Annotated in this window: 21 protein-coding genes and 2 tRNA genes; 11 read left to right on the top strand and 12 right to left on the bottom strand. The window is 40.9% G+C overall.

Translation table 11 applies throughout. The annotated features are described in order from the left end of the window. Nucleotides 1–76 (bottom strand) — tRNA-Thr (locus tag GUY17_RS15405). Between the two features lie 6 nt (nt 77–82). Then, nucleotides 83–158: transfer RNA gene (locus tag GUY17_RS15400), tRNA-Phe, on the bottom strand. 1,009 nt (nt 159–1,167) lie between these two features. Between GUY17_RS15400 and GUY17_RS15395 the strand changes: the two genes are divergently transcribed. Both GUY17_RS15395 and GUY17_RS15390 read left to right on the top strand, forming a co-directional pair. Continuing rightward, nucleotides 1,168–1,725 (top strand): cytochrome b, encoded by a 558-nt coding sequence (locus GUY17_RS15395; RefSeq protein ID WP_162023663.1) that lies wholly within the window; start codon nt 1,168–1,170, stop codon nt 1,723–1,725. 118 nt (nt 1,726–1,843) lie between these two features. Then, a complete protein-coding gene (locus GUY17_RS15390; protein WP_162023662.1) occupies nt 1,844–2,419 on the top strand; it encodes a YceI family protein in 576 nt (191 codons plus the stop codon). Nucleotides 2,420–2,509: 90 nt separating this feature from the next. Here the strand turns inward: GUY17_RS15390 and GUY17_RS15385 are convergent, their stop codons facing one another. Continuing rightward, the gene (locus GUY17_RS15385; RefSeq protein ID WP_101086395.1) at nt 2,510–2,788 is read right to left on the bottom strand and encodes an oxidative damage protection protein; all 279 of its coding nucleotides are present in this window, start codon (nt 2,786–2,788) and stop codon (nt 2,510–2,512) included. Nucleotides 2,789–2,822: 34 nt separating this feature from the next. After that, nucleotides 2,823–3,896, bottom strand: a complete 1,074-nt coding sequence (mutY, locus tag GUY17_RS15380) for an A/G-specific adenine glycosylase (protein ID WP_162023661.1) — start codon at nt 3,894–3,896, stop codon at nt 2,823–2,825. 234 nt (nt 3,897–4,130) lie between these two features. Here mutY and trmB point away from each other — a divergent pair, with 234 nt between their 5' ends. The 5 genes from trmB to GUY17_RS15355 all read left to right on the top strand — a co-directional run bounded on the left by trmB (nt 4,131) and on the right by GUY17_RS15355 (nt 8,769). Beyond that, a complete protein-coding gene (trmB, locus tag GUY17_RS15375) occupies nt 4,131–4,847 on the top strand; it encodes a tRNA (guanosine(46)-N7)-methyltransferase TrmB (RefSeq protein ID WP_101086397.1) in 717 nt (238 codons plus the stop codon). Between the two features lie 35 nt (nt 4,848–4,882). Then, nucleotides 4,883–5,209 (top strand): YggL family protein, encoded by a 327-nt coding sequence (locus GUY17_RS15370; protein WP_101086398.1) that lies wholly within the window; start codon nt 4,883–4,885, stop codon nt 5,207–5,209. Nucleotides 5,210–5,215: 6 nt separating this feature from the next. Next, entirely contained in the window at nt 5,216–6,130 is a 915-nt protein-coding gene (glsB, locus tag GUY17_RS15365; RefSeq protein ID WP_162023660.1) for a glutaminase B, read from the top strand. Between the two features lie 474 nt (nt 6,131–6,604). Continuing rightward, a complete protein-coding gene (locus tag GUY17_RS15360) occupies nt 6,605–7,417 on the top strand; it encodes a YggN family protein (RefSeq protein ID WP_162023659.1) in 813 nt (270 codons plus the stop codon). A gap of 410 nt (nt 7,418–7,827) precedes the next feature. Continuing rightward, entirely contained in the window at nt 7,828–8,769 is a 942-nt protein-coding gene (locus GUY17_RS15355) for a LysR family transcriptional regulator (RefSeq protein ID WP_101086401.1), read from the top strand. 454 nt (nt 8,770–9,223) lie between these two features. Here the strand turns inward: GUY17_RS15355 and GUY17_RS15350 are convergent, their stop codons facing one another. The 8 genes from GUY17_RS15350 to GUY17_RS15315 form a co-directional block, all read right to left on the bottom strand. Further along, nucleotides 9,224–11,080 (bottom strand): DUF885 family protein, encoded by a 1,857-nt coding sequence (locus GUY17_RS15350; protein WP_162023658.1) that lies wholly within the window; start codon nt 11,078–11,080, stop codon nt 9,224–9,226. A 201-nt stretch (nt 11,081–11,281) separates the two neighbouring features. Next, nucleotides 11,282–12,421, bottom strand: a complete 1,140-nt coding sequence (gene hemW / locus GUY17_RS15345; RefSeq protein WP_174839647.1) for a radical SAM family heme chaperone HemW — start codon at nt 12,419–12,421, stop codon at nt 11,282–11,284. Continuing rightward, nucleotides 12,422–13,108, bottom strand: a complete 687-nt coding sequence (gene rdgB, locus GUY17_RS15340; protein WP_174839646.1) for an RdgB/HAM1 family non-canonical purine NTP pyrophosphatase — start codon at nt 13,106–13,108, stop codon at nt 12,422–12,424. It abuts the gene before it with no gap. A gap of 365 nt (nt 13,109–13,473) precedes the next feature. After that, entirely contained in the window at nt 13,474–13,872 is a 399-nt protein-coding gene (locus GUY17_RS15335; protein WP_254439934.1) for a DUF4426 domain-containing protein, read from the bottom strand. Between the two features lie 113 nt (nt 13,873–13,985). Next, entirely contained in the window at nt 13,986–14,285 is a 300-nt protein-coding gene (yggU, locus tag GUY17_RS15330; protein WP_101086406.1) for a DUF167 family protein YggU, read from the bottom strand. Nucleotides 14,286–14,305: 20 nt separating this feature from the next. Beyond that, nucleotides 14,306–14,854 (bottom strand): YggT family protein, encoded by a 549-nt coding sequence (locus GUY17_RS15325; RefSeq protein ID WP_101086407.1) that lies wholly within the window; start codon nt 14,852–14,854, stop codon nt 14,306–14,308. A 235-nt stretch (nt 14,855–15,089) separates the two neighbouring features. Beyond that, entirely contained in the window at nt 15,090–15,908 is an 819-nt protein-coding gene (gene proC / locus GUY17_RS15320) for a pyrroline-5-carboxylate reductase (RefSeq protein ID WP_162023656.1), read from the bottom strand. 585 nt (nt 15,909–16,493) lie between these two features. Next, nucleotides 16,494–17,180, bottom strand: coding sequence for a YggS family pyridoxal phosphate-dependent enzyme (locus GUY17_RS15315; RefSeq protein WP_162023655.1), 687 nt, complete (start codon nt 17,178–17,180; stop codon nt 16,494–16,496). A gap of 27 nt (nt 17,181–17,207) precedes the next feature. Here GUY17_RS15315 and GUY17_RS15310 point away from each other — a divergent pair, with 27 nt between their 5' ends. From GUY17_RS15310 to GUY17_RS15295, 4 genes are all read left to right on the top strand, one after another. Beyond that, complete coding sequence (locus GUY17_RS15310) at nt 17,208–18,245, top strand: type IV pilus twitching motility protein PilT (protein WP_059744125.1); 1,038 nt, start codon at nt 17,208–17,210, stop codon at nt 18,243–18,245. A 12-nt stretch (nt 18,246–18,257) separates the two neighbouring features. After that, nucleotides 18,258–19,370 carry a PilT/PilU family type 4a pilus ATPase gene (locus GUY17_RS15305; protein ID WP_162023654.1) on the top strand — a complete coding sequence of 371 codons (1,113 nt, stop codon included), beginning with the start codon at nt 18,258–18,260 and terminating at the stop codon, nt 19,368–19,370. 281 nt (nt 19,371–19,651) lie between these two features. Beyond that, on the top strand, nt 19,652–20,755 hold the full coding sequence (locus GUY17_RS15300; RefSeq protein WP_162023653.1) for a hypothetical protein: 1,104 nt from the start codon (nt 19,652–19,654) through the stop codon (nt 20,753–20,755). A gap of 127 nt (nt 20,756–20,882) precedes the next feature. After that, a complete protein-coding gene (locus GUY17_RS15295; RefSeq protein ID WP_101086412.1) occupies nt 20,883–21,416 on the top strand; it encodes a glutathione peroxidase in 534 nt (177 codons plus the stop codon). Nucleotides 21,417–21,606 lie beyond the last annotated feature (190 nt).

Genomic DNA, 21,606 nt, shown 5'->3' with positions numbered 1-21,606 from the left:
TGGTGCCGGCACCAAGAGTCGAACTCGGGACCTACTGATTACAAGTCAGTTGCTCTACCAACTGAGCTATGCCGGCTAAATATGGTGCCCGAACCCGGAATCGAACCAGGGACACGAGGATTTTCAATCCTCTGCTCTACCGACTGAGCTATTCGGGCAACTAACTAAGCGTTAGTTAATCACTGCAGACTAGGTATTAACTTGGTAATCAATGCCCGTCTCGTCTGGAGTGCGCACATAGTATAGTGATGGTTTTTATCGTGCAAGTGGTTTTTCAAATGTTTTTACTCGTTCGGCTAGTTAATGTGCAAACTGGTGGTTTTTTATCGATTTTTAACGCTAAAAGTAGTTTGTAAGTGTTAATCGGTAAGAATAAAGTCGTAGAAGTTTGCTGACGATTAAATAAAATAACTAAAGAGAAACCAGAAAATTGAATTCGTCATTTGTTTTTTGCTCAGCACTAGACCCGTTTGATTTTTAACTTATGGTTAGTGTCCTCGCTTTAATTGCAAGTTCAAGAACGGTAAGCTTGAGTTGTTAGGCTGATGAATAACTTATTTACATGTAAATGAGTGAACTTTTTGTAGCGTCGTTTATCTTAATTTATGTGAGCTGAAATGCTAGGGCATTTACTCAACGGGATAGAGGTGCTTCGGATATGGTTATTTAAGGCCATACGATCTTTCAAGCTCAATTTTACCGTTAACTGTGGTGACTATTGATACCAGACAGAGCTATGGTATGTCGTTATTCGTTATTCGTTATTCAGTAAGCATTAAGCAGTAAACAGTAAGCGATAACGCAGTAGAAAGAAGCCACAAACGCTGCCCGAAGAGTTCAGCTTAATCTTTATAGAATATGTTTGTTACAGTGCATAAGCGTAGTTAGAGACTTAATGTCTAACACTGCGCTGTCTTTTAATATAAAAAACTAAGCCGTTTATCTTGAAAATATTTAGCCAAGAAAGATCAATACATCCTAGATGCTATTTGATAATTAATGACTACAATTGAGACATGTTTAATAAGTAGTTGCTTAATTATTTGGTTGTTCGCTATTTTAATACCTGTTACTTCTATTTTATAGAACGATTTCGGCTATTTTTACTGATTTTCTTTCCTAAAATTAACGTTAAAATGTTGTGACTTTTTTAGAGGAAAGTAAGATATGTTAAAAAACACTTCAGCTGGCTATGGCTTAGTAACCATTTTTTTCCATTGGTTGTCCGCCATCGCAGTTATTGGTCTATTTAGTGCTGGTTATTGGATGGTAGATCTTACCTACTACAGTAGTTGGTACCAAACTGCGCCGCATCTGCATAAAAGTGTCGGTTTGCTTTTACTTGGGTTAACGCTATTAAGGTTAGTTTGGCGAGGGATATCACACACTCCGAGCCCATTATCGAATCATCAGCCTTGGGAAAAACGCTTGGCAAAGTGGGCACATACTGTTCTTTATACGCTAATGTTACTCATTATGAGTTCAGGAATTATGATTTCGACAGCCGATGGTCGAGATATTTGGATTTTTGACTGGTTTGCCGTGCCATTTCCTAATGCTTTTATTGATGATCAAGCTGATATAGCGGGGTTAATACATCAATACCTTGCCTATAGCTTAATTGGCTTGGTTGTGTTGCATGCAGCTGGTGCGATTAAGCATCATGTTATTGATAAAGATAACACCCTTAAAAGAATGCTGATGCCAAATCGTATTAGCAAATAATCGAATTGTTTAACCGTTGAATTGTTTAACCGTTGAATATATTAACCGTTATGTTTGATGAATATATCAATACCTCTTTATATATCTACTTGTTATTAACTTAAAGGAATAAAAAACCATGAAAAAACACCTTATAGCAGCACTAATCGGTGCAACGTTTATGTTACCTGTTGCAGTTAATGCTGCCGACTATGTTATCGACACTCAAGGTGCACATGCATCGATTCAATTTAGTGTAAGCCATTTGGGTTATAGCTTTGTAGTAGGGCGCTTTAATGAGTTTTCTGGCGACTTCAGTTTTGATGCTGACAAAGTCGCAGATGCGAAAGTGAATGTTAAAATTAACACTAACAGTGTTGATTCTAATCATGCCGAGCGTGACAAGCATTTACGCAGTGCAGACTTTTTAAATACCAGTAAATTCCCTGAAGCCTCTTTTTCATCAACATCAATTGTTGATAAAGGAAATAACCAGTTTGAAATTAATGGTGACTTTACTTTAAATGGTGTGACTAAGCCGTTAACCATTGATGCCGTTGCTATTGGTGAAGGTAAAGATCCATGGGGTGGATATCGTGCTGGTTTTAGCGGCACAACCACTTTTGCGATGAAAGATTTTGGTGTCAAAATGGATTTAGGTCCAGCTTCTGCTAACGTTGAATTAGCATTGGTAGTGGAAGGCGTTAAACAATAATCTGTCGGATTTAGTCATTGATAACCAAAAACAAAGCCGCTAAGTTAAGCGGCTTTGTTTTTTAATATAGTTATCTATTATATTACTAGGTTATTCATCTTCAGCAGGTGGAACATAGCCTTCAATTTCAACGTCTTTACCTTCAAATAAAAAGTGAGTCATTTGCTCTTCAAGAAATTTGCGGTCATCAACATTCATCATATTGAGCTTTTTCTCATTAATGAGCATGGTTTGTTTCTTTTGCCATAAGCCCCAAGCTTCTTTACTGATATTGTCAAAAATACGCTTACCTAATTCGCCTGGGTAAAGCTGAAAATCTAAGCCGTCAGCTGATTTGTTTAGGTGTTGACAGTGAACTGTGCGAGCCATGATGATTCCTTACTAACTTTAATTACACTAAAAACTAATATGTCGCGAAAAGTACGGCTAAATTAGCCAAAATACGTTCTGTGGCGGCTGCCAACCCGACTTTCGCAGGTTGCTCTATGTTATACCAGAGAGCCGAGGTTTGTTCCATGATGCCTGTTGCTTGATCGACAGATAGTTCAACTAATACTGGTTGAATATCAAGATGGAAATGACTGAATGTATGCCTAAACCCAGCAAGCCCTTGTTCTGACGCTGTCAAATTATGCAGCGTTAAATAATCTTCTAATTCTGCTTGCTGTTCAAATTGCGGAAAACACCATAACCCCCCCCAAATACCTGCAGGTGGGCGTTGGATAAGCTGAACTTTTACAGAATCTCCGCTGTTGTCGACTAATACCAGCATAAAAGCTGATTTTTCTGGCGTCACTTTTTTAGGTTTTTTACCGGGATATAGACTTTGATGACCCGTCTGTTGAGCCACACAATCAATTGCTACAGGGCAGGCTGCGCAATTAGGTTTACTGCGAGTGCAAACACTTGAACCAATATCCATCATTGCCTGGTTAAACTTTTCAACGTTTTTGGCAGGTGTGAACGTATCGGTTAATTGCCACAATTGTTGTTCAACGTTTTTTTGCCCTGGCCAACCTTCAATAGCACCATGTCGGGCCAATACTCGTTTTACATTACCGTCTAAAATAGGGTGGTGTTGACCGAGCGACAAGGATAATACTGCGCCAGCAGTTGATTTACCGATTCCAGATAACGCGAGCACATCATCAAACTGAGTAGGAAACTCGCCATTAAAAGCATCACGAATATGTTGGGCTGCTTTATGTAAATTGCGTGCTCTGGCGTAATAACCTAGGCCAGTCCACAAATGCAGCACCTCATCTTGATGAGCATTCGCAAGATCTACCACGCTGGGGAAACGCGCCATAAATTTTTCATAATAGGGAATAACCGTCGCGACTTGGGTTTGCTGGAGCATGATCTCCGACACCCAAACACGGTAAGGCGTTTTATTGATCTGCCAAGGCAGTGATTTACGACCATGTAGGTCATACCAAGCGATGATACGCTCAGAAAATGGAGTCAGATTTTTCATGGGCGCAGTGTAGCCATAGCCATTTTATTACACAAGTGGCACTGCTATTTTAAATCACACGTTTGCACTAAATTAGCGTAAACATGTGCAATGAGTTTAGGTATAATGCCCAACTGATTTTAAAATTGATCTATCACAGATAGCAAATGCGTAATGTGTTGATAAAGAGTGGCAGCCTAACGGTTAGACATTTAGTAACACAGCACAACAAAGTACGTAGACAATGAGGCAAAGATGAGCGACGTTACCACAGCTGAATTTAACGAAGACGGTAAGTATATTCGTAAAATCAGAAGTTTTGTTTTACGCGAAGGCCGTTTAACCAAAGGCCAATCTCAAGCAATTGAAGCACATTGGCCAGCAATGGGACTTGATTATACTCCACAAGCATTGGAGTTAACTCAAGTATTTGGTCGCGATGCTGATACCGTGTTAGAAATCGGTTTTGGTATGGGGGCATCATTAGTCCAAATGGCAAAAGCTGCCCCAGAGCAAAACTTTATTGGCATAGAAGTTCATAAACCTGGTATTGGTACGTGTCTTTCTGATGCCGGTGCAGCTGAAGTGACTAACTTACGTGTATATCATCATGATGCAATGGAAGTGCTAGAGCACAGCATTGTTGATGGTTCACTTGAGCGCGTACAATTGTTTTTCCCTGACCCATGGCATAAAAAACGTCATCATAAGCGCCGGATTGTACAAGCTGAATTTGTACAACTTATCCGCCGTAAGCTTAAAATTGGTGGTGTATTTCATATGGCAACCGATTGGGAAAATTACAGCGAGCATATGTTAGAAATAATGAATGCAGCAGAAGGTTATAAAAATCAATCAACAACTGGTACAGTTGTCGAACGTCCAGAGCATCGTCCGCTTACCAAGTTTGAAGCAAGAGGCCACAGACTCGGTCACGGCGTATGGGATATCATGTTTGAGCGTACTGCTTAATCACAACTACACTTTCAGCAATCGGAGAATACACCATGGCGCAAAATCGTAGTCGTCGTTTACGTAAAAAATTACGAGTTGATGAGTTTCAAGAATTAGGCTTTGAAATCAACTGGACTTTTGATGAGTCGGTATCTGAAGAAGATATTGATAACTTAGTTGATCAGTTTCTTGTTGAGGTCATTGAACCTCGTCAATTAGGTTTCCACGGTGGTGGACACAAGCAATGGGAAGGTATTATTGCTACCCAAGCTATCGGTAAATGTACTGATGAAGATACCGCAGCAGTGAATGCGTTCTGGAAAGACAAGCCTGTTTCTAACCTCGAAGTGAGTGATTTGTACGATATCTGGTGGGGTTAAGCTAAATTGCCTGAGCAATTATTACTTCAACAAGCCGTCGATAAAGTAAGATTGCTATTGGGTAAAGGCAAGGTTGCAGGATATATTCCTGCGCTTGCCTGCGTTGACCCTAACAAAATAGGGATTGCCGTTACTACCCTTGATGGCCAAACAATTGGTGCCGGTGATTACCTTGAGCCTTTTTCAATTCAAAGTATTTCTAAAGTCTTTAGCCTTACTCAGGCACTTAATTTATATACTGAAGATGAAATTTGGAGTCGTGTGGGTAAAGAACCCTCAGGGCATTCATTTAACTCGCTGGTACAGGTCGAATTAGAACGCGGTAAACCTCGCAACCCTTTTATTAATGCCGGTGCGCTAGTTATTGCTGACTTGTTGCAAGCCCGTTTAGGGGCGCCTAAGCATCGTATGCTTGAGGTTGTGCGTCAATTGAGCCAGAACCCGACGTTAGCCTACGATAAAGTTGTGGCGGATTCTGAGTTCCAGTTCAGTGCACGTAATGCATCTATTGCCTATTTAATGAAGTCATTTGGTAATTTTGAAGGCGACGTCAATACCGTACTTAAAAGTTATTTTCATTATTGTGCATTAAGAATGAATTGCGCTGACTTGTCCCGTGCGATGTTCTATTTGGCCAATCGCGGTAAGACACTCGATGGTGACAGCTTAGTTTCGCCGGTGCAAACTCGGCAACTCAATGCATTACTGGCGACATCTGGATTATACGATGGCGCAGGAGAGTTTGCTTATCGAGTAGGTATGCCCGGTAAAAGTGGCGTGGGTGGCGGCATTATTGCGGTTATTCCTGGTGATATGTCTATTTGTGTGTGGTCACCTGAGCTAGACAATAATGGTAACTCGCTTGCGGGCACAGCCATGTTAGAACATTTAAGCCAACAGTTAGGCCGTTCAATTTTTTAGTTTATACAAGGGCTAATCTTTCGCGGTTAACGTTGTTCGACCTTAACGTACTCACTCTTTGTATATCAAATTTGAATCTATAATATTGACTCAAAACGTTTAAAAGTCATTTTACTGCCCACTTGGGCAGTTTTAGTGGCTTCTTTTCGCCTAGGTTATTGCTTACTTATCTAGAACAACCACACGTCGTATACGCTTACTTGTCTAGCAAAATACAAACTGCAGTAAAATTCATCCTGAAGCTCAGCTGGCCCTAGATAGATTAATTATTATTGAGATTGGTAAAATAGACTATTTATTGGTTTATTTTACCAATACACTTCCGCTATTGTTTATTCATTAGCTTATATATTGCCTTATTTTATCATTAACCTATTAAAAGTCATGTAGTTATAGTTGTTGGCATAACTTGTGCTTTATAAAGCTCATATACGAGCTAATTATTGATATATGTATAGCAAAAGGATTTTTATCATGACCAAACAGAAGTTGATTTGTAGTGTAGCGTTAACCAGCATGTTATTCACAGTAGGGGCGCTAACTCCCGCCATAGCAAAAATGTCCATTAATGATGAAAAGTGCAATGTGACATTAAACTATGACGTTACTGTTGAACCAAAAAAATTGCAGATTAGTGATAATGGATCCGAGAAATATCGCGTTGAACTAGATCAACTATATGTAGACGGTAAAAAAGTCACCTTAACCGCTAAACAACAAACGTTACTCACTCAATATTCTGATGAGCTATCTCGTCAAGTACCTGAGGTAATTGATTTGGTTGGTGATGTTGTCGTAATGGCATCTCAAGCAGTCAATATGGCATTAACCCCAATATTTGGCGACGCCACTGGTAGCCAAATTGATAAGCTAATGACAGGGATTCAAACACGCATTGACACCATGGCGTATCAGCAAGGCGATAAGTTTTATTTAGGTTCGACAGAGTCTTCAATTGAACATGCATTTAATGAAGAGTTTGAACAAGAGATAGAACAAATGGTCACCAACTCAATGGGATCATTAATGATGACATTAGGTAGCCAGATCATGTCTTCTGAAGGCGGTTCATTTGAAGAAAAAATGAATACCTTTTCACAAAAAATGGACAATGTCGGTAAAGACATCGAGCAACAACTTGAGTCGCAATCACAAGGCCTTGAACAACGAGCTGATAAAATTTGTGATAATTTTGAAGGATTATTAGTGTTAGAAAGCCAAGTGCGTAAATCCATACCAGAACTTGCACCTTATACATTGGCCAAGCTAGGCGAGCTAAAAGAGTAAATTTATTTTGTTCAACCTGTCTTCCCGGACACCTGACCTTCCCCTGTGCTCTTTTTGAAGACACAGGGGCTTTTTTTTGGGGCCAATTCTAGCTGTTTTACCGCTATAGCTCGTGTTGCTTTGTTCTGATAAAAAAATTGTCAATTATAAATATAGAGCCATAGAGGCTTTTTTTGTTATACTCTTGAGAATTATTACAAAATTACACTCTACTTTAGATGTGGTTATATTTCAGAATCTTCATTTGTTAGTGTTGATTAAAGATATTAGTTTGTTTTGATGCTCATTTGGCAGCAACAATCATAATATCTGAGTGTCGATATTGATGCTAAGCAAGGTTTAGTTACCAGCAATGGCTAACAGATATCTGAAATTTTTATTAATGTCGTAACCAGCTTAAGGCGACTTTCATGTTAGAACTGTTAGAACCTATCGCAATTTTTACTCATGTTGCACGTGCAGGAAGTTTTAGTGCTGCAGCCAGACGTCTTGGCATTTCTAAATCTAAAGTAAGTACTCAAGTTGCAGATCTTGAACATAAACTTGGTGTGCAACTTATTCAGCGTACAACCCGCAGTTTAAGCCTTACTGAAGCCGGCAATTTATTGTATCTACAAGGCGAAGAACTTCTTCGTGATGCAGAGCAGGCCGTTTCAAGTGTTCACAACTTAAATGATGCAACTCGTGGTGTATTAAAAGTTGGGATATCACAATCATTTGGCACCATGCACATTATTCCAGCTTTACCAGCATTTATGGCAAGGCATCCAGAGCTTGAACTACAAGTGAGCTTACTTGATCATAAAGTCGATGTTGTCAGTGAAGGCTTAGACCTATTGTTAACCATGTCTGAGCAATTGCCGCTGGGTATGGTGGCAAGACCGTTAATGAAATGTCAGTTCTTGTTAGTCGCATCACCGGGTTATATTGCCCAACATGGTAACATTAGCCGCCCAGAGCAATTGGTTGAACACAATTGTTTGGTGTATCAAGGTGAGTGGCATGAGCACAGCATGTGGCAATTTAAAAAGGGTGAAGATTATTGCGAAATAGGTGTGTCAGGCAATTTTCGTGTCGATAATGCGCCAGCATTGAAATCGGCCGCAGTAAGTGGTTTAGGCATTGTCTATTTAGCCAGTTACTTAATGGAAGATGAAATCGCTCAAGGGACATTGATTCCTTTGTTACCTGATTGGCAGTTGACTCACAATCTTCCATTACAAGCTGTGTATCCTCGTCGTAAACATCTAGCTCCAAAAGTTAGTGCGTTCATTGATTTTATTAAAACGCACATCAGCAGCCCACCTTATTGGGATGCTAAGTTCGATCATTTGTATAAACTTCGTAAGTAAAAGTGGAAACATTATTTCAAATTTAGAACAAAGCCGCAGCTTGCCTTGCGGCTTTGTATTAAGCGGCTGATTTTAAAGTGCTTAAGGTGTTGATTGATTAGTTTATTAGTAAGTTGCTAATCAAGGGTTTAGCAATTTACATTTGTTAACTAGTTGAACTCTGTTCTGATATCAATACAATAGTACTCAGTTGATTCGAAATGATTTGAACCCTACGTTTTTCTGAGAAATGACCCCTTTTCAGTGAGATGTACAAATCGGCAAGGTAGCAAATTTTGAGTCAGTGTTGGCAATGGTTTTCGAACTAAAATAATGCCAACCTTAAAACCATCATCCTAATTTATTTGGTTTACCCCAGACTTTGTTCTGGGGTTATTTTTTTGTGGAAATTGATAAAGCAAAACGGCAACCTCAGGTTGCCGTTTTATGTTTCGAGTGGATTAATGATTAAAAATTACAGCGATTGAACCTGCTTAATCCACTTATTTACTTGCTCTTCAAGTATGTCTAATGGCAATGGTCCATTTTTAAGGATTACAGTATGAAATTCGCGAATATCAAACTTGGCTCCTAGCGCCTTTTTAGCCTGCTCACGTAGTTGTAATATTTTAATCATACCTACTTTATACGCAGTAGCTTGTGATGGCATAACAATATGGCGTTCGACCATTTTTATCGCATCAGACTCAGCGTTTGGAGTATTCTCAACGTAATAGGCAATAGCCTGCTCACGAGTCCACTTTTTAGCGTGTATCCCAGTATCAACCACTAAACGGCATGCGCGCCATAGCTCCATCGATAAACGACCAAAGTCAGAGTATGGGTCGGCATATAAGCCCATTTCCTTCGGGAAATATTCTGAGTAAAGTCCCCAACCTTCAATATAAGCAGTGTAACCGCCAAATTTACGGAATTTTGGAATGCCTTGCAATTCTTGTGCAATAGCAATTTGCATGTGATGTCCTGGGATCCCTTCATGGTAAGCAAGCGCTTCCATCTGATACTTTGGCATCGCTTCCATTTTGTATAAATTAGCGTAATAGCTTCCAGGGCGAGAACCATCTGGTGCAGGTTGGTCGTAAAATGCTTTACCTGCTGATTTTTCTCTAAACGCTTCTACCTTTCGAACCACTAATTCGGCTTTAGGCTTAATCGTGAACACTTCGTCTAAACGAGACTCCATAGTATCGATCAGCGATTTTGCTTGGGCGAGATATGCCGTTTTGCCTTCATCAGTTTCTGGGTAATAAAATTGCTTATCATCGCGCATGAACACAAAAAACTCTTGTAAGCTGCCGGCAAAGTGTACCTTTTTCATAATGACCCGCATTTCATCATGAATACGCTTAACTTCAGATAAGCCAAGATCATGGATAGTGTCTGCGGTCATATCGGTTGTAGTGGTGCGGGCGAGGGCGTTATTGTAAAACGCTTCTCCGTCAGGCAGTTTCCAGGCTCCATCTTGAGTATCGGCTCGAGCTTCAAGTGACTTAGTATAGGTGATTAACTGCTCATAGGCAGGTTTTACCTTAGTCAGTAGAGCTTGTTTTACTTCGACTAATAAGGCTTGTTTGTTGCCATCGGTTATATCGAGTTTATTTATCTTACGGTTCGCGTCAGCCCATAACGCGCTGTCTTTTCCAGTCTCTGTAAATGGGGCGCCAGTGATAATGTTTTTACTATCGGAAATTACATATGGGAAAACAAATTTTGGCGCGATAATATGCTTTTTAGCGCGAATTTCTAATGAGGTTTCTAATTGTGCAAGTAGTGTTGGTATGCCGTTCAAACGACTAATATAAGCTTTAGCATCACTTTCATCGGTTATTTGATGTTGGTTAATCAATAATGAAGCCACCACAGAATGGACGCCATACATTTGGTTAATCGGATAGGTGTGATAACGCCATTTATCGTCGCTAATACTGTGCTCTAAGCTGGCCTTCAACAGTTCATAACTGAGCGCAGCTTGTTCATTTAATTTATTGGCATCAAGGCGAGTTAATCTTATTAGTTGCTGTTTACTGCGGGCTAAATCAGCATCTGCAGCAGCATCAGACAAGTCATTCCACTTGCCGTAATCTTGTTTGATGCCCAGGTAAGTTTGGTTAACCGGATTCGCCATTACATTTTCCATAAAAATGGCTTCAAACAATACGTTGGCTTTTTCTGATTCAGTTTGTTGGCTTGATGTCGCTGTACTTTCTTGTTGGCTCAATTGCGGCATGTTGTGCAAGTTCGCAATGACTGATGCGCTTAATAAGCTTGATAACGCGACAGCAACGAGAGTTGTTTTAGTTTTAATAGACATTGATATCTTCCCAAAGTACCTAAGTTATAAGCGCATATCCTAATCAAGCTTTGCCTAAATGTGTGAATAGAAATGTTAGAAAGTGTGTATTTAAGGTAAGTAAATTGTGGCGCTAGAAGCAGATTTTTGATTATTGACTCGCAGTTAACGGTTGAAAAAGAAAACCGCGAGTCATATTATTTTATTCAATCGACTGGTAAATTAAATAAACTGAGACAGCAAATCATTTACAAACATGTGGCCTTTAGACGTCAATTGCCAATGCGTTGTGGTTTCTGTCAATAATCCCCGTTCAATTGATTTTTGCATTCCTTGTTTTACTACCTCTGCAGATTGGCCTGTACGCTGCTCAAATTCAGTTTTAGGGATTGGAGTCATCAACCTTAGACGGTTCATTAAGTATTCTAATGGGCGGTCTTCTTCAACGACATCTGTGGTTTCAAAGGTATATTTATCCGCAGCGAGGTAGCCTTTAGGGTGCTTTATTTTTACGGTACGTACAATCCGATTTGAGCCGGGCAGGGTGATTTTACCGTGGGCGCCGCAACCGATGCCAAGGTAATCGCCAAATTGCCAATAATTAAGATTATGGCGACATTGGAATCCAGGTTTTGCATAGGCTGATATTTCGTATTGCTCATAACCTAATGCCGCTAAGCGCTGCTGACCTTGCTCGTATATTTGCCACAGGTTTTCATCGTCTGGTAATTGTGGTGGTTTTGAATGAAACAAGGTGTTGGGTTCAATGGTGAGTTGATACCAAGAAAGATGCGGTGGAGCTAAAGCCGTTGCTGTGTCGATATCATGCATGGCCTCGTCAAAGCTTTGGTTTGGTAAACCGTGCATTAAGTCGAGATTAAAACTTAAATAATCTGCTTGTTTGGCTTTTTCAGCCGCCACTTTAGCTTCATCTTCATTGTGGATACGTCCTAGCAGATTAAGTTTTTCTTTTGAAAAACTTTGCACCCCAATAGATAAACGCGTGACACCCGCTGCGCGGTAAGCACTAAAGTCGTCGTGCTCTAATGTGCCAGGATTGGCTTCCATGGTGATTTCAATATTATCTTCAAAAGGGATTAACGCTTGCGCGCCTTCAAGTATGCGTTGAATTTGACTAGCATCAAATAACGATGGCGTGCCACCGCCGATAAAAATGGTATGCACCTTTCGACCTTGAACATACACCAAGTCTTGTTTTAAATCTTCTAATAATGCATCGACATATTGTTGCTGTGGTAACTCACCGTTTTGGCCGTGGGAGTTAAAATCGCAATAAGGGCATTTTTGCACGCACCAAGGAATATGGATATACAAGCTAAGTGGGGGTAATTGCAATATCATTTATTGGTGGCCGCCAGAAGTATTGTTCGATGTACTGTTCGATAAAATGATACCTTGAGCTTTCATGGCACTCACTAATAACTCAAGTGCTTTGCCTCGATGACTATGGGCATTTTTCTGTTCACGAGTTAGCTCTGCTGCCGAGCACTCAAAACCTTGCGGAATAAATACGGGATCATAACCATGGCCTTGCTCGCCTTGTGGAGCATGGTTGATTGTCCCTTCCCATGAAGCCTGGCAAATAATAGGCGTAGGATCTTTTGCATGACGCATATAAACCAGTACACATTGGAAACGGGCACTTCGAAGTGTTTCGCCTTGCAATGCATCAAGTAGCTTGAGGTAATTGCTGGTTTCGGTTGCATTGGCTCCTGAATAACGGGCAGAGTAAATCCCTGGTTGGCCTTGTAGTGCATCAACTTCAATACCTGAGTCATCTGCAATTGCAGCTTTACCGGTTATTTCTGCGGCATGACGAGCCTTAATAATGGCGTTCTCTACAAATGTAGTGCCTGTCTCTGCAACCTCTGTCACGTTAAATTGATTCTGTGGTAATACTTCAATATTAAATGCTGTCAGCATTTGATCAAATTCGGCAAGTTTGCCTTTGTTGCCACTGGCAAGAACAATTTGTTGTTTGACTAAGGTATGCATAAGTTTTTTAGATGAGGGTAAATTTGCCGTCATTATACTCTAACTACCCCGCGATAGGCTATTGCAAGCGATGACAAGCGGTAACGGCGATGAAAGCGATATCGATCGGTAACAGCGATGAAAAGCGATATCGATCGGTAACAGCGATGAAAAGCGATAACAAGCGGTAACAGCGATAGCAAGAGATAATGGCGAAACGGCGGTAATGGGCGATGAAAAGCGATGAAAAGCGATGAAAAGCGATAACAGCGGTAGCAAGAAGTAATGGCGTTAACAAACGATAGCAAGTATGACGAGCGAACGCTGCACTTTTTGCTTGTATAGGATCTAGCCGCGAAGCGTCCTAGCAGCGCTCTTTCGCTCTTTCGCTCTTTCGCTCGTTATCGAGATTTTAGGCCTTAATCTACATAGAATTTTTGTTTGAATTTCAATGAGGTGTTTAGCTGGTTGCCGTGCTTAATGGCAATGGTAAAATTGACATCTTGATCATCACGATAAGGCACTTCTGCGATGTAATAGATGGATTTCCCTTCGCGAATTTCTTTAAAATCCAGAGTTACGCGAGCATCAATTAAGTTATTGGCGATTCCTGAAATTTCAACTGGGACAGCAGGGTGTCCTTCTAGATTCGTATTGAGCACGGTAATGTTCACCAATCCATTGTAACTACTGCGTTCTATTCCGTAGTTTTTTGCTATTTCTGGGGTAATAAAGGTGCTACTGAGCGCCATGTAATGAATATCAAAATTACCAACTTGTTGTTTTTGTTCTGCTTGAGCGTAGCCGATACTGGTCATCGTTATTAGTGACAACAATAATATTTGTAATAATGGGCGACATAAACGCAATGATTGGAACATAATTTAGTCCTTAGCGGGCATGAGCTATAACGTTATTATAGGAGAAACAGTCACAAAAGGGCGGCTATTTCAGGCGGAATAATCTGCGGTTGGCATATTTTAATTTGCTTATGACGACCTTGTTCACCCTTAAGGATATGAACCTGACTTTTAGCCACTTTACAGGCTTTTGCAAGGTATTTAGACAGATAAGCATTTGCTTTACCGTCAATCGGTGGCGCTGTGATAGCTATTTTTAATTCGTTACCGTGCAAACCGACAATTTGATCGCGGCTGGCTTTGGGTTGTACATACACAAAAAGCAGCAAGTCACCTTGCTGCTCATCGTTAATATAGCTGACTGGATTCATTAGTTAGATTTGTTCGACATCTAAATAATTGACCAAAACGGGATATATTGCGCACACAACATATTAATGAAATTCATCGCAATAAATACCACTAATACAGATAGGTCTAAGCCACCAATAGCGGGTAGCACTTTGCGTACTGGCGCTAAAATAGGTTCTGTTAATTGGGTCATCACCATCACAATTGGGTTATAACCTTGGTTGAACCAACTCAATACTGCGCGGATAAGTAACATCCAAAAAAGTAACACGCCAGCTTGTTTTACGACAGAGATCACTGAGAATAATAACAAGGTAACAATATCTACAGTTGCCCCTGCAATGAAAGTAAGCACTAACATTTTGACCAACACGACAATCAGTGCCAGTACCATTGATGAAGTATCAAAACGTCCTACAGACGGTAATAGTCGACGCATTGGTGCGATAATCGGTTGTGTCGCTTTAACCACAAATTGGCTAAATGGATTATAAAAATCCGCTCTTGCAAGCTGTAGCCAAAAACGAAGAATGACGATCATTAGGTATAAGTCAAACAGAGTGTTGACTAAAAAACTCATTGCATTCATGTATGTTGCCTTACGTTGATGTGATTTAGTGCTTAATCTTGTACTTACATTAGAGCGCAGATTAGAGTGTGAATTAGCACTGAAATTAACTGCGTCAATATTTAACTGTACGACTAACTGAGTTAACAATATAACGGATTATCACTCAGATTTGGTGTTTATAAGCTTAGTTTTACGCAACTATTTTACACCAAAGAGGTTAACCGTAAGTTAAATAATCGTTCATCTCATAACGTTAGAATGTTTTAGCCATTTCTTGGGCTCTAGCAACGCAGTTTGTCATGGCTTTATCGACCAATTCGACTAAACCGCCTTGTTGAAACGTTTCAACGGCTTTAGCTGTAGTTCCGCCCTTTGACATAACATTTTGACGCAGTTCGGTTACCGATAACTGTTGGTTTTGTATCACCATCTGCGCGGCCCCCAAAGCGGCTTGCTCGGCAAGGAGTCTTGCTTTGTCTTCAGCCATGCCCATGTTGACGCCAGAGGCGATCATTGACTCGATAAACAAGAAGAAATAAGCCGGAGAGCTGCCTGCAAGGGCTATCACTTGATCTAATTCCGCTTCTTTATCAACCCAAACCACTTTACCGCCGCTTTGCATTAAAGTTTCACAAATCCCTTTGTGCTCGGCAGAAATACTGTCATCGGCATAAATACCTGTCATACCATAGCCAATTTGAGTCGGAGTATTAGGCATGGTGCGAATAAGTTTAATAGGTTGCTTAAAGTAGACTTGATAACGAGATGCTGGAATACCTGCAGCGATAGTAATGATTAACTTATTGGCTAAATCCAGTGAACTTAAGTCTTCACAAACCGTTGCCATTAATTGAGGTTTTACGCTTAACACGATGACATCGGCAGTTTGTGCAGCTGCATAATTATCGTGGGAAACTTGAATCGCAAAATCTTGCTGCAACGCATCCAATTTACCCTTGCTTGGATTGGTTGCATGAATAAGGTCACTAGGATAGCCATGCTTAACTAAGCCACTAATAATGCTACGAGTCATATTGCCCGCACCGATAAAACATACTTTTGCTTGAGTCATTAAGTCTGTATCCAATTAAAGAGTGAATTTATGTCCAATTGCAGTGTATGTTACCTAATTCAGCCCTAGGACGCTACGGTCGGTAAAACAGACGACAAGCGATAACAAGCGGTGAAGAGGGATAAAGATGATAACAAGCGATGACCAACGATATAGGGCGATAACGAGATAACGCTGCGCTTTTTGCTTGTCACCGCTTGCTATCGCTTGCTACCGCTTGCTATCGCTTGCTACCGCTTGCTATCGCTTGCTACCGCTTGCTACCGCTTGCTACCGCTTGCTACCGCTTGCTATGGCTTGCTACCGCTTGCTACCGCTTGCTATCGCTTGCTATCGCTTGCTACCGCTTGCTATCGCTTGCTACCGCTTGCTATCGCTTGCTACCGCTTGCTACCGCTTGCTACCGCTTGCTACCGCTTGCTATCGCTTGCTACCGCTTGCTATCGCTTGCTACCGCTTGCTATCGCTTGCTACCGCTTGCTATCGCTTGCTACCGCTTGCTATCGCTTGCTACCGCTTGCTATCGCTTGCTACCGCTTGCTATCGCTTGCTACCGCTTGTCACCGATCATCATCGTTCTTTTGATTATCTTTCACCAAAGATCGCACTGCCGATACGTACCATGGTTGATCCGTTGGCGATGGCGATGTCCATGTCGCCGCTCATACCCATTGATAAGGTGTCGACGCTTGGATATTGCAGCTTAAGTTGGTCAAAAAGTTGCTTTAATTGGCTAAATTCTTGTTGTTGAAGTTGTACGTCATCAGTCGCGGTTGGGATAGCCATTAATCCGCGCAGCTTAAGGTTGCTTAAGGAGGCGATAGTAAGTGCTAACGTGGCGACATCTTCAGGGTTAACGCCCGACTTAGATTGTTCCTGGCTTATATTGACTTGAATGCACACGTTTAATGGCGGCTTGTTATTTGGACGTTGCTCATGCAAACGTTGAGCAATTTTGGCACGACTTAAGGTATGCATCCAATCAAAATGTTCGGCAACAATTTTGCTTTTATTCGATTGCAACGGGCCAATAAAATGCCACTCGATATCTGGGTAATCAGCCTGCAAGGCAGTAATTTTAGTTTCGCCTTCTTGGACATAGTTTTCACCAAATAGACGTTGCCCCGCTTGATAAGCGGCAATGATGTCACTGATCGGTTTGGTTTTACTCACTGCTAATAGGCTTATTTCGGCCGATGAACGTGAACACTTTTGCGCCGCTTGACTAATTCTACTCTGGGCGATTGATATTCTGTCTGCTATTGTTGTCATAATGTTGGTTAAATGGATGTCTCTACAATGGAAATCACTGAATTACTCGCCTTTAGTGTAAAACACAAAGCATCAGATCTACATCTTTCAGCAGGCGTTTCTCCTATGATCCGCGTTGACGGTGAGGTAAGAAAAATTAATTTACCTGCGTTAGATCATCAAGGCGTTCATAGTCTTGTCTATGACATCATGAATGATAAACAACGTAAAGACTATGAAGAACATCTAGAAATCGATTTTTCATTCGAAGTGCCTAATCTAGCGCGTTTTCGTGTTAACGCCTTTAATCAGTCGCGTGGCGCTGGCGCGGTATTCCGTACCATTCCGTCTGACATTTTGTCGCTTGAGCAACTTGGCGCGCCAGAAATTTTTAAGAAAATTGCCAGTTTCCCACGTGGCTTAGTATTAGTAACCGGGCCTACTGGTTCGGGTAAATCAACCACATTGGCTGCGATGGTCGATTATGTAAATGAAAACCGACATGACCATATTTTAACCATTGAAGACCCTATAGAATTCGTACACCAAAACAAGCAATGCCTAATCAACCAGCGTGAAGTTCACAAACATACACATAGCTTTAATGCAGCCCTAAGAAGTGCATTACGTGAAGATCCGGATGTTATTCTTGTGGGTGAAATGCGCGACCTCGAAACCATTCGCTTAGCCATGACCGCCGCTGAAACGGGTCACTTAGTATTCGGTACTTTGCATACCACTTCAGCTGCCAAAACTATTGACCGTATAGTCGATGTATTCCCTGAAGGTGAAAAGAGCATGGTTCGTACCATGTTGTCAGAGTCACTTCAGGCGGTTATTTCACAAACATTGATCAAGAAAATTGGTGGTGGCCGAGTGGCGGCTCATGAAATCATGATGGGCACCCCAGCGATTCGAAATCTTATTCGTGAAGATAAAGTCGCACAAATGTATTCAGCTATTCAAACGGGTATGTCTCACGGTATGCAAACCCTTGATCAATGTCTGCAAAACTTAGTTAATCGTGGGTTAATTACCCGTGAAGATGCGATGCAGAAGAGTTCGAATAAACAAGCTAATTTCTAAGGAACTGGGATCATGGATGTTCGTCCGTTTTTAAATATGATGGTGGAAAAAAAGGCGTCTGATTTATTTATCACTGCTGGTTTTCCACCCAGTGCCAAAGTCGACGGAGAGCTACGTCAACTATCCGATAATCGATTAACACCAGAGCAATCATTAGTGTTTGTTGAGTCGTTGATGAGTGACGTTCAAAAGAAAGAATTTCACGACACTAGTGAGTGTAACTTTGCATTTGCAGCCAAAGATTTAGGTCGTTTTCGTGTCAGTGCCTTTTGGCAACGCGAATCAGCCGGTTGTGTTATGCGCCGTATCGAAACCCAAATACCTGAAGTTGATGACCTAAAACTCCCTCCTATTTTGAAAGACTTGGTCATGAGTAAGCGTGGTCTTATCATTATGGTGGGTGGTACCGGTACTGGTAAGTCGACTTCGTTGGCTGCGCTAGTGGGATATCGAAATGCTCATGCTCGCGGACATATTCTGACCATTGAAGACCCAGTTGAGTTTGTGCATAACCATCGTAAAAGTATTATTACTCAGCGTGAAGTGGGTATTGATACCGACTCATTTGATGCCGCGCTTAAAAGCTCTTTGCGTCAAGCGCCAGATGTCATTCTGATTGGTGAAATCCGTACTCAAGAAACCATGGAGTTTGCGTTGTCATTTGCCGAAACGGGTCATTTATGCATGGCAACCTTGCATGCAAACAACGCTAACCAAGCACTCGATCGCATTATGCATTTAGTACCGGAAAGTAAGCACAATCAACTGTTGTTTGATTTGTCGTTAAATTTACGTGGCATTGTAGCGCAACAGCTTATTCCTAAATCAGACGGCACCGGGCGCCGCGCCGCCATTGAGGTGTTAATTAATACCCCTCGAGTGGCCAGTTTGATTGCTAAAAATGAGTTGCATTTACTGAAAGAAACCATGGGTAAGTCACGCGAACAAGGCATGCAGACTTTTGACCAGGCATTGCTAGATTTATATGTAGAGGGTGAGATTAGTTACGCCGATGCATTACATCATGCCGACTCGCCAAACGATTTACGTTTAATGATTAAATTGCGAAATAATGAAGCGGCTTCTTCAGGATCAATGGAAGGCATTACTCTCGACATGGATTAGTGATGTTTTGAGGCAATAAATGAGTGAATTAGTGATGTTTTGAGCCAATAAATGAGTGGATTATCAATCGAACCATTGGTTATGAGAGGTCGTAAGTAACATCTTACGGCCTTTTTTTGTTATCATGGCCGTTATCATTGTTATAATTACTCCTGTTGTCGTGGACATTTCGATGACAAAAGTACATTAAAACCTTTATTTAGTAACCTTATCCGTATAAACACATTATACGTTACTCATTTTTATCACGCTTTATAACATTGTTCTTTCAAGGATGTTTCATGCAGTTATGGCAAAAAATCACCGTCTTTTCTTCGTTAATCTTACTCCCGCTTTCGGCATCGGCTGTACCTGTCACCGATGAAGTTGATATTGGCGGTGCAGTTCGGGTGAACTACGGTTGGAAAGATTACGACGACAACGCCAAGCTTGAGTTTGAATTGTTCCGTGCTGACGTTAATTACAAGAGCAAAGATGGCTTATTCGCCTCAGCTCAGTATCGTTGGTATGAAAACATGGACGTAGTGCATCATGCCTACATGGGTTATCAATTTGATGACGCCCAATCAGTACAAGTGGGTGTAACCCAAGTCCCATTTGGTTTATTGCCTTATGCTGCTCATTCATTTTGGTTCGGCGCAACCTATTATCTTGGTTTTGAAGATGATTACGATGCTGGTATCCATTACAAAAATGAACAAGATGGTTGGCGCTATGATTTAGCTTATTTTGTTAATGACGAAATTGGCGACGGTTCTAATTATGATCGTTACTCATTTGATGCGGCCACAACAGCCGATTCACCATATGAAGAGGCAGGACAAATCAACGCTCGAGTTGAACGTGAATTTACTTCTGGTGAAGTCACTCATAAGTTAGGTGGTTCATTACAATACAGCCAATTAGATTTTATGGCTGATGCAGCTACCGTAGTAGGTGAAGACACCAATGGCCTTGCCGCTGCAGCGCATTGGCAACTAGACTGGAAAAAATGGCAATTACAATTACAATATATTCATTATGACTATGATATAGACAACAGTGAACGTATTGCGTTGAGTGCATTTCAATATCCATTTGAAATTGCTGCTGAAGCCGATGTTGCTACCGTTAACATTGCTAAATCGTTTGACGTTGATTGGGGACCAATCACTAATTTAAATTTTTACAACGATTACAGCCAGGTAATGGCATCGGGTCAAGGTCTTGATGATTCTATCCAGAATGTGACTGGTGTTGCCATCACTGCAGGTAAATTTTATTCTTATGTAGATTGGATTGCCGGTAAAAATATGTGGTTTGTTGATGGTGCAGGTGTTGGTATCGATAACGGTGATACATCATGGCATTCACGTTTAAATATTAATATTGGTTTTTATTTCTAATCATTTATGATCTGAAAAAAGCAGTACTTCGTACAGTCCTGTGATACCTAATAGGCATCGATAAATTCGTTTATCGGTGCCTATTTCTATCTATTCTTATAAACTTTGAGTAAAGGACAAACTAATAATGATTAAATACCTAACGGCAATTGGCTTATTGGGATTAAGTTTTGGCTCCGTGGCTGCAAATTGTCCTGATTATCTCAATGTTGACGCTCGTAAATTACATTCAACAGAAAACGTCAATTTATGTGAACTCACCCAAGGCAAAGCCGTATTAATCGTTAATACCGCATCCCATTGTGGATTTACCCCTCAGTTTGAAGCACTTGAAGCATTACACAAACAATATGCCGATAAAGGTTTAGTGGTGATTGGCTTTCCGTCAGATGATTTTTTCCAAGAAGAAAAAGACGAAGCTAAAACTGCCGATGTTTGTTTCATTAATTATGGTGTTACGTTTACCATGGTGGCAACATCACCAGTTAGAGGCGGTGAGGCTAACTCAGTATTTAAATACTTAGGCGACAAAACTGGCGAACCTAAATGGAATTTCTATAAATACGTAGTTTCCGCTGATGGCCAAACCGTACAACAATTCAGTTCTCGTGTGAAACCTGATAGCGAAGAATTGAAAAAAGCGATTGAATCAGTTTTGTAATCGTTAGCTAAACAGAGTTGTTTAGCTTAGCGGCTAAATAAAGCGACTAGATAGAGCTGCTTAATAGAATGACCTAAGCGAGTTAGCTAGGGTAAATAAATATTTGCCGAGTGCGGGTTAATTTGATGATAAAATCGATACCTAGCGCTCTTTTTGTTTTAAATGAATGCGATACAATTTTGATTTAAGC

It is taken from the genome of Shewanella sp. Arc9-LZ (genome assembly GCF_010092445.1).
Lineage (GTDB): Bacteria > Pseudomonadota > Gammaproteobacteria > Enterobacterales > Shewanellaceae > Shewanella.
Note: the sequence above shows the minus strand (reverse complement) of the source record. Positions and strands in the feature narration are given on the sequence as shown.

Bases quoted from the DNA above. Each gene is read 5' to 3' on its own strand.
- yggU (WP_101086406.1), bottom strand. From the start codon at position 14,285: ATGAATCCAGTCAGCTATATTAACGATGAGCAGCAAGGTGACTTGCTG.
- GUY17_RS15355 (WP_101086401.1), top strand. From the start codon at position 7,828: ATGTTAGAACTGTTAGAACCTATCGCAATTTTTACTCATGTTGCACGT.
- GUY17_RS15370 (WP_101086398.1), top strand. From the start codon at position 4,883: ATGGCGCAAAATCGTAGTCGTCGTTTACGTAAAAAATTACGAGTTGAT.
- GUY17_RS15360 (WP_162023659.1), top strand. From the start codon at position 6,605: ATGACCAAACAGAAGTTGATTTGTAGTGTAGCGTTAACCAGCATGTTA.
- GUY17_RS15385 (WP_101086395.1), bottom strand. From the start codon at position 2,788: ATGGCTCGCACAGTTCACTGTCAACACCTAAACAAATCAGCTGACGGC.
- GUY17_RS15350 (WP_162023658.1), bottom strand. From the start codon at position 11,080: ATGTCTATTAAAACTAAAACAACTCTCGTTGCTGTCGCGTTATCAAGC.
- GUY17_RS15325 (WP_101086407.1), bottom strand. From the start codon at position 14,854: ATGAATGCAATGAGTTTTTTAGTCAACACTCTGTTTGACTTATACCTA.
- hemW (WP_174839647.1), bottom strand. From the start codon at position 12,421: ATGATATTGCAATTACCCCCACTTAGCTTGTATATCCATATTCCTTGG.
- proC (WP_162023656.1), bottom strand. From the start codon at position 15,908: ATGACTCAAGCAAAAGTATGTTTTATCGGTGCGGGCAATATGACTCGT.
- rdgB (WP_174839646.1), bottom strand. From the start codon at position 13,108: ATGACGGCAAATTTACCCTCATCTAAAAAACTTATGCATACCTTAGTC.
- GUY17_RS15335 (WP_254439934.1), bottom strand. From the start codon at position 13,872: ATGACCAGTATCGGCTACGCTCAAGCAGAACAAAAACAACAAGTTGGT.
- GUY17_RS15315 (WP_162023655.1), bottom strand. From the start codon at position 17,180: ATGACAACAATAGCAGACAGAATATCAATCGCCCAGAGTAGAATTAGT.
- trmB (WP_101086397.1), top strand. From the start codon at position 4,131: ATGAGCGACGTTACCACAGCTGAATTTAACGAAGACGGTAAGTATATT.
- GUY17_RS15305 (WP_162023654.1), top strand. From the start codon at position 18,258: ATGGATGTTCGTCCGTTTTTAAATATGATGGTGGAAAAAAAGGCGTCT.
- GUY17_RS15300 (WP_162023653.1), top strand. From the start codon at position 19,652: ATGCAGTTATGGCAAAAAATCACCGTCTTTTCTTCGTTAATCTTACTC.
- GUY17_RS15295 (WP_101086412.1), top strand. From the start codon at position 20,883: ATGATTAAATACCTAACGGCAATTGGCTTATTGGGATTAAGTTTTGGC.
- GUY17_RS15395 (WP_162023663.1), top strand. From the start codon at position 1,168: ATGTTAAAAAACACTTCAGCTGGCTATGGCTTAGTAACCATTTTTTTC.
- GUY17_RS15310 (WP_059744125.1), top strand. From the start codon at position 17,208: ATGGAAATCACTGAATTACTCGCCTTTAGTGTAAAACACAAAGCATCA.
- GUY17_RS15390 (WP_162023662.1), top strand. From the start codon at position 1,844: ATGAAAAAACACCTTATAGCAGCACTAATCGGTGCAACGTTTATGTTA.
- mutY (WP_162023661.1), bottom strand. From the start codon at position 3,896: ATGAAAAATCTGACTCCATTTTCTGAGCGTATCATCGCTTGGTATGAC.